This window comes from Bifidobacterium platyrrhinorum (assembly GCF_010667645.1).
Taxonomy (GTDB): Bacteria; Actinomycetota; Actinomycetes; order Actinomycetales; family Bifidobacteriaceae; genus Bifidobacterium; species Bifidobacterium platyrrhinorum.
In genome coordinates, this window is sequence record NZ_WHZV01000005.1 from 42217 (window position 1) to 52361 (window position 10145).

General features: G+C 59.5%; 21 protein-coding genes. 12 read left to right on the top strand and 9 right to left on the bottom strand.

Features of this window, described 5'->3' with window-relative positions; genetic code table 11:
* Nucleotides 1–10 precede the first annotated feature (10 nt).
* The 12 genes from GFD21_RS06585 to GFD21_RS06640 all read left to right on the top strand — a co-directional run bounded on the left by GFD21_RS06585 (nucleotide 11) and on the right by GFD21_RS06640 (nucleotide 5519).
* Nucleotides 11–907: a hypothetical protein gene (locus GFD21_RS06585; protein WP_163197146.1), complete on the top strand. Its 897-nt coding sequence runs from the start codon at nucleotides 11–13 to the stop codon at nucleotides 905–907.
* Nucleotides 904–1770 (top strand): phage antirepressor N-terminal domain-containing protein, encoded by an 867-nt coding sequence (locus tag GFD21_RS06590; RefSeq protein WP_163197147.1) that lies wholly within the window; start codon nucleotides 904–906, stop codon nucleotides 1768–1770. The genes GFD21_RS06585 and GFD21_RS06590 overlap by 4 nt, the downstream gene beginning before the upstream one ends.
* A gap of 13 nt (nucleotides 1771–1783) precedes the next feature.
* Nucleotides 1784–2026: a hypothetical protein gene (locus tag GFD21_RS06595; protein ID WP_163197148.1), complete on the top strand. Its 243-nt coding sequence runs from the start codon at nucleotides 1784–1786 to the stop codon at nucleotides 2024–2026.
* A complete protein-coding gene (locus GFD21_RS06600) occupies nucleotides 2023–2256 on the top strand; it encodes a hypothetical protein (RefSeq protein ID WP_163197149.1) in 234 nt (77 codons plus the stop codon). Before GFD21_RS06595 ends, GFD21_RS06600 begins: the two co-directional genes overlap by 4 nt.
* Nucleotides 2253–2420 (top strand): hypothetical protein, encoded by a 168-nt coding sequence (locus tag GFD21_RS06605; RefSeq protein ID WP_163197150.1) that lies wholly within the window; start codon nucleotides 2253–2255, stop codon nucleotides 2418–2420. The genes GFD21_RS06600 and GFD21_RS06605 overlap by 4 nt, the downstream gene beginning before the upstream one ends.
* Nucleotides 2421–2423: 3 nt before the next feature.
* Nucleotides 2424–2642 carry a hypothetical protein gene (locus GFD21_RS06610; protein WP_163197151.1) on the top strand — a complete coding sequence of 73 codons (219 nt, stop codon included), beginning with the start codon at nucleotides 2424–2426 and terminating at the stop codon, nucleotides 2640–2642.
* On the top strand, nucleotides 2642–2869 hold the full coding sequence (locus tag GFD21_RS06615; protein ID WP_163197152.1) for a hypothetical protein: 228 nt from the start codon (nucleotides 2642–2644) through the stop codon (nucleotides 2867–2869). The genes GFD21_RS06610 and GFD21_RS06615 overlap by 1 nt, the downstream gene beginning before the upstream one ends.
* A gap of 493 nt (nucleotides 2870–3362) precedes the next feature.
* Nucleotides 3363–3866 (top strand): hypothetical protein, encoded by a 504-nt coding sequence (locus GFD21_RS06620; RefSeq protein ID WP_163197153.1) that lies wholly within the window; start codon nucleotides 3363–3365, stop codon nucleotides 3864–3866.
* Nucleotides 3863–4126 carry a hypothetical protein gene (locus GFD21_RS06625; RefSeq protein ID WP_163197154.1) on the top strand — a complete coding sequence of 88 codons (264 nt, stop codon included), beginning with the start codon at nucleotides 3863–3865 and terminating at the stop codon, nucleotides 4124–4126. The genes GFD21_RS06620 and GFD21_RS06625 overlap by 4 nt, the downstream gene beginning before the upstream one ends.
* Nucleotides 4127–4396: 270 nt before the next feature.
* Complete coding sequence (locus GFD21_RS06630; RefSeq protein ID WP_163197155.1) at nucleotides 4397–4663, top strand: hypothetical protein; 267 nt, start codon at nucleotides 4397–4399, stop codon at nucleotides 4661–4663.
* Nucleotides 4660–5133, top strand: coding sequence for a hypothetical protein (locus GFD21_RS06635; RefSeq protein WP_163197156.1), 474 nt, complete (start codon nucleotides 4660–4662; stop codon nucleotides 5131–5133). The genes GFD21_RS06630 and GFD21_RS06635 overlap by 4 nt, the downstream gene beginning before the upstream one ends.
* Nucleotides 5130–5519: a DUF2513 domain-containing protein gene (locus GFD21_RS06640; protein WP_163197157.1), complete on the top strand. Its 390-nt coding sequence runs from the start codon at nucleotides 5130–5132 to the stop codon at nucleotides 5517–5519. Before GFD21_RS06635 ends, GFD21_RS06640 begins: the two co-directional genes overlap by 4 nt.
* 122 nt (nucleotides 5520–5641) lie before the next feature.
* On the opposite strand, the gene GFD21_RS06645 is transcribed toward GFD21_RS06640, so the two are convergent.
* From GFD21_RS06645 to GFD21_RS06685, 9 genes are all read right to left on the bottom strand, one after another.
* Complete coding sequence (locus GFD21_RS06645) at nucleotides 5642–5998, bottom strand: hypothetical protein (RefSeq protein ID WP_163197159.1); 357 nt, start codon at nucleotides 5996–5998, stop codon at nucleotides 5642–5644.
* A complete protein-coding gene (locus GFD21_RS06650) occupies nucleotides 5992–6435 on the bottom strand; it encodes a hypothetical protein (protein WP_163197160.1) in 444 nt (147 codons plus the stop codon). Before GFD21_RS06650 ends, GFD21_RS06645 begins: the two co-directional genes overlap by 7 nt.
* 241 nt (nucleotides 6436–6676) lie before the next feature.
* Nucleotides 6677–7015 (bottom strand): hypothetical protein, encoded by a 339-nt coding sequence (locus tag GFD21_RS06655; RefSeq protein ID WP_163197162.1) that lies wholly within the window; start codon nucleotides 7013–7015, stop codon nucleotides 6677–6679.
* Nucleotides 7016–7112: 97 nt separating this feature from the next.
* Complete coding sequence (locus GFD21_RS06660; protein WP_163197164.1) at nucleotides 7113–7289, bottom strand: hypothetical protein; 177 nt, start codon at nucleotides 7287–7289, stop codon at nucleotides 7113–7115.
* Entirely contained in the window at nucleotides 7289–7825 is a 537-nt protein-coding gene (locus GFD21_RS06665) for a hypothetical protein (RefSeq protein ID WP_163197166.1), read from the bottom strand. The genes GFD21_RS06660 and GFD21_RS06665 overlap by 1 nt, the downstream gene beginning before the upstream one ends.
* Before the next feature lie 147 nt (nucleotides 7826–7972).
* The gene (locus GFD21_RS06670; RefSeq protein WP_318643739.1) at nucleotides 7973–8281 is read right to left on the bottom strand and encodes a type II toxin-antitoxin system YafQ family toxin; all 309 of its coding nucleotides are present in this window, start codon (nucleotides 8279–8281) and stop codon (nucleotides 7973–7975) included.
* On the bottom strand, nucleotides 8278–8586 hold the full coding sequence (locus GFD21_RS06675; protein ID WP_163197170.1) for a type II toxin-antitoxin system RelB/DinJ family antitoxin: 309 nt from the start codon (nucleotides 8584–8586) through the stop codon (nucleotides 8278–8280). Before GFD21_RS06675 ends, GFD21_RS06670 begins: the two co-directional genes overlap by 4 nt.
* A 291-nt stretch (nucleotides 8587–8877) precedes the next feature.
* Nucleotides 8878–9204, bottom strand: a complete 327-nt coding sequence (locus GFD21_RS06680) for a hypothetical protein (RefSeq protein ID WP_163197171.1) — start codon at nucleotides 9202–9204, stop codon at nucleotides 8878–8880.
* Between the two features lie 16 nt (nucleotides 9205–9220).
* Nucleotides 9221–10039: a hypothetical protein gene (locus GFD21_RS06685; RefSeq protein ID WP_163197173.1), complete on the bottom strand. Its 819-nt coding sequence runs from the start codon at nucleotides 10037–10039 to the stop codon at nucleotides 9221–9223.
* Nucleotides 10040–10145: the final 106 nt, after the last annotated feature.

Consider the following 10145-nt stretch of genomic DNA (forward strand, 5'->3'; position numbering starts at 1 on the left):
AGGCAACGAGTTGGATTCGTTTACCCAAAATCACCTCTGCGAATACCGCATCTGCTATCGCGACACCCAGCCCGATCACCGCATGTGCCCCGTGCACGAGCGGAATCTCGACGACGACCTCACGTGGCTGGAAGCGAACCTGCTCGACCTGACCGAGTATCGCATCAACCGCGCGTACGGCAAGACCGGGGACGGCGGCCACGGTTCCACCGGCGCCGCCCCCACCCCGGTCCGTGAGGCGATCTTCACGGCCCTCTACGAGTCGGACGACATGGGACGGCCCGGCATCGAACCCCTGCTGTTCGAATGGGCGCGAGCCCTCGCGTTGAACGTGACCGTAACGGACGGGCTCCCCCATATCGCGCACCGGTTGCACGACTCCCCCCGCCTCCTGGAATCCGAGGGCACGCCCGTGTACGCGGAACTCCTGCACCATGACGCGAACACGCTGCGCCGTCTCGTCGAATCGGACGACCACGACATGATCGTGTACGGCCAATGCCCCGCCCCCAAGTGCGACGGACAGCTCGCCGGACAGCATGACGCCATCGAGGTCCGCTGCCCGAAATGCCGCAGCGTGTGGAGCGTGAAATTCCTTCAGGCGGAACGCGCCAACCGCATCTTCCACTCGGACATCGTCGGCACCCAGACCAGTCTGTTGAAGCTGCTCGCCCAATGCGGCATCGCGGTCAAACCGGCCACGATGCGCTCGTGGGTGAAACGCGGCAAGCTCCACCAGTGCGGCGAAACCGACTCGAGCAAACCCGTCTACCGGTTGGCCGAAGCGTACAACCTTGCCACCGGCAGCATGCGCGCACCAGACAAAACCGACCCGGACGCGGGCGACATCTGGAAACTCATCGACAACAAGCAAACCATCATCACCGAGGAAGGACAGGGTAAATGAACACCATCCAGAACATCCCGTTCCACGGGGACACCATCGAAGCCATCGCGCAGAACGGCACATGGTTCGCCTCATTGAGGCGCATGTGCGAAAACCTCGGCGTGGACTACAGTCGCCAGCTCCAGAAGCTCAAGGAGAAGCCGTGGGCAGTTGTGGACATTATGCCTACAACTGGCGCTGACGGCAAAACCTACCAGATGACGATGATCGACCGGCGCACCACCACCATGTGGCTCGCAGGCATCAACGCGGGCAAGGTGCGCGAAGACCTGCGCGCGAAGATCGAAGCCTACCAGTGCGAGGCGGCCGACGCGTTGGACGAATACTTCAACGAGGGCGCCGCCATCCGCCTGAACGAAGGCGACACCGAGGACGACATCATCGCCAAGGGCATGCTCGCAGCCGGACGCAAGATCGAACAGCTCAAAACCCAGCTCGAACAATCCCGCGCCGAAGTCGAGAAGCGCGGCCACCAGCTCGAACAGGCGCACGAGAACCTCGGTTCGCTCGGCCGGCAGCTCACGGAACAGCAGCCGTACGCGGCCATCGGAGCGCAGTTCGTCCAGTTGGACGGCACCATCAGTGTCCGCGACGTGTCCCGCAACTTCCAGCAGATCGACCCGAAGATGACCGCGACCCGCGTATACGAAATCCTGCGCAAGTACGGGTACGTGGTGAAGCACGGGTGCGCGCCGACCGTGAAGGGAGTCAAGCCCGGTTATCTCAAGCAGAAGATCGGGAAGAAGAACAACGGGAACATGGCCCGCCCGTACGCGGTGTTCACCGCGAAGGGCATCGGCTGGTTCATCACCAGGTTCATTGCCAACAAGCAGGAAACACTGGATATCCTCACCATCTACTGAAAGGAGTCGGATCATGACCGCTATCACCCAGACCACACACATCAATTTCGACGTCTACTGGAAGGCGAGGAAACTCAGCTCATGCACGGTGGACATGCCCATTACCTACGAATCGGACCCGGATTTGCTGACCCCGGACGGCACCATGACCGTGAAAGTCCTGCCGCCGGACAACGACCGCATGCTCAAGGCATTGGAAGCCGCGGGCGAAGCATTCGTGGAAGTGTTCAACAAGACCATCAAGGAGAACCAGTGAAACTCACAGGCACCGTAAGCATCCCCCTCGGCACCCACCCGTTGGGACGATCGCATGTCGGGAACATCTCACTGGATATTCCCAGTGCGCATGACGGGAAACCATCCGACGGGTACGTGGACTATGCGGGCGTCACCGATTACGTGAACAACACCGACACTATCGTGCGCGCGTTCAACAAAGCGTGCGAAGCGTTCCAAAACGCGTTCGAGGAAGCGATCTACGAATGATGTGGCAGAAATGGGTACTCGTCGGCATTTTCGCGCTTTCCGCATTGACGACCATCGGCCAGATCGGCAAGCCACGCGAACCTTTCACGAACGCGAACGGTGTATGGTCGGCGGTCTTCGCCGCAATCAGCATCGGAATCATCCTGAGCATCCCGGAGGTATGAACCATGAGCAGTTACCAGTTGCCGAACATTCCCGGCCATGTGGCCGGCAAGAAAGCCGTTCTCACCATCAACGACGGGGAAACCGTGGTCAAGGGGCGTATCGCCAGTGTCACCGTCGCGTCGGACGGCCTCATGTCGTCGGGCACCATCGCGTTCGACAGCGGATGCGTGCCCGCGAACATTCGCGAGGACGTGCCGCACGTGCTGGAGGTCGAGGACTGATGGCGAAACTTACCGCGAAGAAACGCAACAGGATGAAGTCGAGCAGCTTCGCGCTGCCCGGTAAACGCGCGTATCCGATTCAGGACAAGGCTCACGCCGTATCGGCCTTGAGCCGTGTCGCCCAGCACGGCACGCCCGCCGAGAAAAAGAAGGTGCGCGCCGCCGTCCACAAGAAGTATCCCAGTATCCAGATCAGCGGCATGACGAAGAAGCGGAGGAAGAAGTGAGCCTGTTCCACAAACGCGATGATTGCTCATACATCGCGCAAGAGCCGTCGCCGTCCGACGTATATGTGCTCCCATGTCCCATTTGCAACACCAAGCCGACCGTTATTCGCCGTAACCCATATCCTGGCACTCCCGGCCCCAGTCGCTTGATCTGCGTCGGTAAGTGCGAGCATTCTTGCAGTGTCGTCCAGTTCGACTGGGGCGACACCTCCCCGTCGAGATGGAACTCGGCATGCGAACGCCTACGGCACCTCATCGACGCCCCCACCCCCGCGTGCCCATTGTGCGGGGAACATCCTCACGTCGAAGCCCGTGGAGTCGCGTCAACGGTCCCGCAACTGTTGTGCGCGTGCAACGACCCGCTACCGGATTACCGGGAATATTTCGACATCTACATGCGCAAGCAACAGTGGCTGAACCGCTGTGGCACTATCCGCAAGCAGCAGAGTCAGGTGAAAACGCTCGAGGAAATCATCGCCAACAAGGAGGGAAAGTGAGCAGGAAGATTCGCGTCGCGTGGGAGGATTTGAAGCCCGGCGACCTGATTCATGTCAAGGGCGCCACGAACACATATGAGTTCCTTCGCCGCACGTCCACCGACGCACACGTGGAAGTGCGGACGCCGGGTTTGGGGTCGGGGTGGCGCGGCCTCTCCTATTCTGTGCCCGGCCAAGGCACGGTCTACGAGTTCAAGAGCGGGCCGACGGTTATGGCCGTGGTCGCATACGCGGATTTCGACTACGCGACCCGTCCGGCCCCGAAGCCCCCGCGGGTCAAGCCGCCGACCGGTTGGGGGGAATACTGGCTGCTGAACCACTACGGCTGGCATCGGTTCGTCGTCACTCTCGCCAAACTCAGCAGCCTTGGCGGTGGGTGGTTGTACGTGTTTGACGATTGCGCGTTCAACGACTGGGACACGCTCGTAGCGAACCTGTTCCCCGAGGAGGTTCTGTCGGCGGAGGAGTATTACTCGCGCAAATCCAAGGGGGCGTTATGACCGTTATCTCCCCCGACCTGCTCGCCATGAAGCATATCGGCAAACAGGTCCTCGTCAGCAAGACGGACGGGTCGAAAATCAGCGGCACGCTCAACGCGTTCACGCTACGCGTGCAGTGCGAAATCGACCGGCTCATCGCCGTCTCGGGGCAGACCGTCAGGAAATCCGACACTGTGAGGCTCGGCGACAGCGAATGCATCATCGGCAGCACGCGCGTCCGCTTGGACCCGGGTGACGAAATCATCGTGGAGGACCAGTGACCGACCCCGGCGTGCGACTCGCATTGCTCGCCAGCGACCTGAGCATTGAACTCCGCCGAATGGACCTGAGCCTGCGCCGGGCCATACGCGTACTCAAGCGGATAGGCAAACAAGCGCGTGCCGCCCACTATCGCACGGCCGACATGGCGCGCAGGGCGGACACCCTCTACTGGGTGAGGAGGCTGCGCTAGTGGAATCCCTGCCCGCCGCCGTGTTCTTCCTGCTGCTCGGCACGCTCGTCATCATCGAATCAACCCGAAGGAGGTGACCATGACACCACGCCAACGCGACTACCAATCCGCCAGCGTGATCCGCAATATCGTGAGCCAACTCGACGTGGCCTCGGCCCGCACCGGCCTACCCGTGCGCGAATTGGTCACACGCGCACGCAACGGACACGCGCACGTGACCACCGACATGCACGGCCACGACTACACACCGTTCGACCCGCACAGTCGCACCGTCGAACACACCGTGACAGTACCCCTCCCCGACATGCGGTTATGGGACAAAGCAAAGGAGAACCTGGGACTATGAGCAATACAGCCAAAGGCGCCATCTATGTCGCCCCGCATGCGCAACTTCCCGATTGCGAGAACGCGTTCTTCGCGAACACGTTACCGATCGGGCACTTCATCGACACGGAAGAAATCGAACGCGAACTCCACGAATCCTATCCGTCACCGAGGCGGCTGTTCTCCACCATCGCGAACACGCAGTGCGCCCGGTTATCCCGTGGCCTGAACGCACCAAAGCGCGAGGAACCGTCCGCACATGAAACCATCACCGGAACATGTTCAGTGAAGGCCGACGCGGAAACGCTTAAACGACTGTTCCAACTCACAGCGGAACCACCCGTCTACGATGTGCAGTTCCGCCGTAACGGCATCCTCTACAAGCGTGTGAAATGCCATGTGGAATCGGCCGAAGACGGACTGTCATTCAAACCCACGACCGGGGATATCACCGGTGGGACGATAATCATCGAGGAGACCACTACAAAATGATGCGCGACATGGACTTGATACGTTCACTGCTTTTCGATGCGGAGAACGACGGCGGTTCCACGGCAAGGGATTTCACCGGCTACTCTCGCGGCCAAGTCGTAAGCCATCTGTTATGGCTGCAAGAAGCCGGCTTAATCGACGTGTCCGTGGGCATGAACACTTTCACGGCACCGTTGACCGACGGCAACGCGGTTGAGATCGAAGATGGCCGCAGCTTCTATTCCGCGCTGACTTGGGACGGGTGCGAGCTGCTGGACGCGATAAGATCGGACGCATTGTGGAGAGCATTGAAACGCCGTCTCGGTGAGAACGACATGCCTTCCGTATCGTTCAACCTGATTCGATTTCTCGCGGACAAGATGGCTCGCGACAAACTCGGTGTGTAAGCCACGCCCCGGCGAAACCGGCCACACCCCACCTCGAAACCGTGCGAAACACGCTAATCAACGCGTTCCGCACGGTTTCGTGCAACCTGCACACGATTGATAGAATCGACCCCACCTGAATCCTATTCCACGTTAGCCATCCGCCAGTGAACGGTCACGCCGTCGCCCTCGAGAACCCACGCCGCCAACGTGACGACACGATTCCTGAAGGATGTTTCCCATTTCCGGCCCGCGTAGATCGGCAACGTCACCTCGTCGCAACCCTTGAACTTGTCAAGAATCGCGTCCACCTGGTCGTCGCGTTTCCGCGCCAACGTGTCCAACGCCTTCCACGTGTTCGGGTGAATCGGGGATTTCCCCAAGCATTGCCGGCGCAGCGATTCCGCGTTACGAATCCCCAACAGGTGGCACACGTCGGCTTGGGAGAACCCCAACGACTCGTACAGGCCTTTCAAATCCGCACCGGTCCTAGTCACCAATACCACTCCCCCACCTCGCCACGGGTCACACCGGACATGTGCAACAGGATGCACGCGCGAACCATCTCGTCCGAGAACGCCCCGTTGCGACGGTAGAGGGTACGAGTCCGCATGGCCCCGTCCCCCCAGCTCGCCTTCTCGTCAACCAGCAGCACACTACAACGATGATGGTGCCCGAATCCGCTCGTCCACTCCCATTCGAGCAGCCACGCGCTCGTGTACGGCGCCGTGTCGAGCACCAATGACTCGGCGCTGGGCGACACGGTGTCGTAAAACACCTCGTCAACCATCTTGTCATCCACGCGCCGCATCGACCAGGTCGGGCCGATGGCGTTGGGAAGCGGCTCGTACAGCGGCTTCCCGGTAATCGCTTCGATGACGGCACGCAACGACTCCACGTCATCAATGTCCACGAGCTTGTCGTCGGTCAGTTTCATTGTTTCCTCCTTTGGAACGCACAGTAGATACACCCCGCCTAAGCGGGGAGCACTATCGATTGTCGACAGTGGAAAACACTGTCTCCGAATCATCCCTGCCAGAGCAGGGAACAGTACATAATCGCACCCCTTCACGGGGTCACCCCCGCAAACGCGGGGAACATTGCCTTCTAGTATACACGCCGGCAGTTCATGTCCTACCGGCGTGCCGGGCGGCAAACGCGAGCCAACATTGGCCGCGTCACGATTCAGGCACGGGAACGGGGTCTCCGTTATCATCCACCCCGTCTTCGCAACACTCCCAAACGAGCGTTTTATCCAGCCTGCCGCCGGGGAACAACACGGTTTTCACCCAATCCCGGAACGTCCCAAGCTCATCGTCAGCGATGTCGGGACATGACGGCGCGTGCGCGCAGATCGCCGCCACGGGATCATCCTGTTTCGCCACCCAATCGGTGAATGAATCATATTCGTCGCGGGCAATCGCACTACGCGAATAATCAATGCGCGGCGGGGTCAAGCGCCACACCTTCCAAGCGACGTACGTCATTCCGCCCAGTTCACGGTTCTTCCGGCTCAATTCAATGTCCTTTCGATGCTGGGGCACGGCACGACGCCGCGCCCCGTATGGTTTGCTAATTCTCAAAAGGGCATGCACTCGGTATGCCCTCACATTATCACTCTTCGCAGAGCGCGTCGTATTGCCTGCACACGTCGGCGGCGAACTTGGCGAGATCGCCGGGCGAAAGCACGTAATCCTCGCCCGGCATGTCTGCCTTGTCATAGAACGGCAGTGTCTCATACAAGGCGGCGCGCATACGCGCAATATTCGTCTTCCGGCTACCCCTCGCCATCATTCCTCCTCCGAAACATACATGTTCGAGTAATCAGGCTCCCCGGCGACAGGCTCCCAGTTCATGTCTAAGTCGTCGCAGTGCCGATTGAACCAGTCCTCGGCTTCTTCACAATCCATGCCGGCCGGCGCCTCGAATGTAGCCTGCTCGGTGACGATGCAATCCCTCGTGGCGACATACGTGGTCATGGGCGGTTCGATAATCTCGGCGGCCAACATGTAGGCACGGCTCAGCCCCATGCGTACACTGACCATACGCAGGTACGCAGAGTCAATAGATTCGCCGTCCGCCAACATGGCCTTCACATCATCTTCGGCATTGAAACCATACTCATGCAGGCGATTGCACTCGTCACGCACCTGCTCCAGCGAATCCACCTGGAAAGAGAACTCGCGGCCGGTCGGTTCGCCGTCCACGATCCAGTCGTCCAGTATCCACAGAACACACCCGTCGCCTGTCTTTTCGATGGTTCCGATGCGGCGTTCGCGAAGCATTCCGTCAAGCATTGCGAGCTGTTCGTCAAACGATTTTTCCATTGCTATTGTTCCTTTTCCGTGTTTTGGGACAATAGAACGCCCCTAACGGCTGTCCTATTGTCCGGTTTATCGTTGTATCGCCCTACAGGGCATAAGAAAACCGCATCACAGGCACGTCCATGATGCGGTTCGATGTATTCCCGACGGCTAAAGAACCTCTCCTTGGAACAGGTCGGAGTGCGAGCCGATGCGCACCATGCGAATCACGGTGCGGTCGGCACGCTTCCAATACAGCACCAGCACGTCGATGTCGCCGGCCAGATGAAACTCCCAATGCCCGTTGTAATTGCCGCCGGCATTGTCCAGAACATGGGGACGATACCCCTCCGGCAGGGTACCGTATTCCTGAAGATGATCTATCGCATCGTCCAAATCATCCATCAGCTCAGGATGGATGCGGCTCAGGGTGGTGTAGTCCGCGTCGAACTGCGGCTCGAAAACGATGCGATAGGTCACTTGCCCCCTCTCCTCAGCCGACGCAGGTGGGCTCGGGCCGACCCCTCGGTGTCGCATACGGTGGAATCGTCCGGGATGACGCCCAATTCCTTGGCTTCAGCCTCCACCATCGCGCGTCGCGTCTCTTCAGTCGGCGTCAACCGCACGCCCGTGTAACGGCGCGGTTTGAACGGCACGCCATCCTCTTCAAGCGACTGACGTAGAAACATGTTCACTGCAGTGCTCAGACTCATGCCCATGGACTCATACAGGGCGGCGGCACGCGTTTTCACGTCGTCATCGACATTGGCAATCACTTTAGCCATAACAACCTCCTAACGGTAATCAGATGGTATAAATCATATACCAAAAAGGTAAACAAAAGGGCAATGTTGCCGCCCGGCGAAAGCGAGGAAAAACCGGGCGGCAAGACTTAGAACAGGGACGGCGTATACTCGTCATCCGGCAAGGACGTGTACGCAAGCACGGTAAGCACCATGTCCATGGTGTGCTCGCGCATCGCCAAGGAAACGGCCGCAACGTTGCGTTGCGTCGGCAGGTATCCTCGCGCCTGTAGGACACGGCTTATCGTATCGGTCGAGACTTCCACTCGCATGTCACGCCTCCCAGCCAAGAATATCGTCAATCTCGTGCCCGATAGCGCAGATATACCGGTCGTACACGGTGGAATACTTCTGCGAGTACGCTTCGCACGCGCGCTCGTCCAGCATGTCCAGACTCAACCCGGACTCTTTAATCAGCAGTTCCATGGTGTCGGGGCTCGGCGGCGCCATGGGCTGACCGTCCGCACCTTCCAAGGCGCGCATGGCCGCATCCCGCACCATGTCCACGTACTCACCATGCCCGGAAAAACGCATGTCGCCCGGCAATCCTTGGGCCGCCTGAATAATGTACCGGCCGGCCATTTCACGGATCTCGCTCATAATCCACTCTCCCCTGTCAGGCTGCGAAGCCGAGTTTTGCGACATGCGTGGCAATCTCGGCCTCAAGACTCTTATCGGTGCCGGGCGTATACCGGTCACGGTAGGCGATGACACACACGCCCTTGGATGCGGCCACGTACGCGACCTTGCGCCCCTGACTGCGGAACGCTCGGATAGAACCCAATCCGGCGAATTGGGGTAAATCCTTGGCGCGCATCATGGTCGGCAGGGTCGCGTACGACACGGCCGTACCGGTAGGGGTCGGCGGCACTTCGGGAATCTCCATCGTGTCCGCCTCAGGCTCCGCAAAATCATCCGCCAACGAGTTGTAATACTCGTCCAGCTCTTCGGCACTCGGCTCGTAATCGGCCCACGTGGCCTCATACGCGGCCTCAATCGTCGCGTCCGCCTGGACTTCAGACGTCGCATAGGGTTTCGGATACTGCTTCGCACTGTAATATTCGTCGGCGCCCTGCAATCTCCACCCCTCGTCCATGCTGGTGAGACCATCCAAATCGCCTACCCTTTTCGCGTCCATCGCCTCGGGGATATGCACCATGAAATGCATGTCGGCGTACGCGTACTCGGGTATGAGAATCCACGCGTGATCAATGTCCTTACCGTCCAACGTGGCGCGCATGGACCGCAGCAAATCCTCATACTCATTGCCGCGCGCGGCTATCGACCATGCGGTGCCCGCGCTCGTCTGCCGCAAAGCCCACGCGCGACGCACATTATGATTCAAATACCGCACGTCGTAGGTTTTATTGTCCTTACGCAAGCGCATCCAAAGTCCGCTAATATCCTTGGGTGAATGGCCCTGCGTCCTAGTCATGATTTTCCTCGCTTTATCCAAGGGTGCGGCGTCTTCACCGCACCCGTATGAAACAAATTTTCAAAAGTCAGCCCATGCAATACACGAGCCCGAACGGTATTTCCAA

Coding starts and splice junctions, on each gene's coding strand:
- GFD21_RS06590 (WP_163197147.1), top strand. CDS start 904: ATGAACACCATCCAGAACATCCCGTTCCACGGGGACACCATCGAAGCC.
- GFD21_RS06595 (WP_163197148.1), top strand. CDS start 1,784: ATGACCGCTATCACCCAGACCACACACATCAATTTCGACGTCTACTGG.
- GFD21_RS06605 (WP_163197150.1), top strand. CDS start 2,253: ATGATGTGGCAGAAATGGGTACTCGTCGGCATTTTCGCGCTTTCCGCA.
- GFD21_RS06610 (WP_163197151.1), top strand. CDS start 2,424: ATGAGCAGTTACCAGTTGCCGAACATTCCCGGCCATGTGGCCGGCAAG.
- GFD21_RS06615 (WP_163197152.1), top strand. CDS start 2,642: ATGGCGAAACTTACCGCGAAGAAACGCAACAGGATGAAGTCGAGCAGC.
- GFD21_RS06625 (WP_163197154.1), top strand. CDS start 3,863: ATGACCGTTATCTCCCCCGACCTGCTCGCCATGAAGCATATCGGCAAA.
- GFD21_RS06630 (WP_163197155.1), top strand. CDS start 4,397: ATGACACCACGCCAACGCGACTACCAATCCGCCAGCGTGATCCGCAAT.
- GFD21_RS06635 (WP_163197156.1), top strand. CDS start 4,660: ATGAGCAATACAGCCAAAGGCGCCATCTATGTCGCCCCGCATGCGCAA.
- GFD21_RS06640 (WP_163197157.1), top strand. CDS start 5,130: ATGATGCGCGACATGGACTTGATACGTTCACTGCTTTTCGATGCGGAG.
- GFD21_RS06650 (WP_163197160.1), bottom strand. CDS start 6,435: ATGAAACTGACCGACGACAAGCTCGTGGACATTGATGACGTGGAGTCG.
- GFD21_RS06660 (WP_163197164.1), bottom strand. CDS start 7,289: ATGGCGAGGGGTAGCCGGAAGACGAATATTGCGCGTATGCGCGCCGCC.
- GFD21_RS06665 (WP_163197166.1), bottom strand. CDS start 7,825: ATGGAAAAATCGTTTGACGAACAGCTCGCAATGCTTGACGGAATGCTT.
- GFD21_RS06675 (WP_163197170.1), bottom strand. CDS start 8,586: ATGGCTAAAGTGATTGCCAATGTCGATGACGACGTGAAAACGCGTGCC.
- GFD21_RS06680 (WP_163197171.1), bottom strand. CDS start 9,204: ATGAGCGAGATCCGTGAAATGGCCGGCCGGTACATTATTCAGGCGGCC.
- GFD21_RS06685 (WP_163197173.1), bottom strand. CDS start 10,039: ATGACTAGGACGCAGGGCCATTCACCCAAGGATATTAGCGGACTTTGG.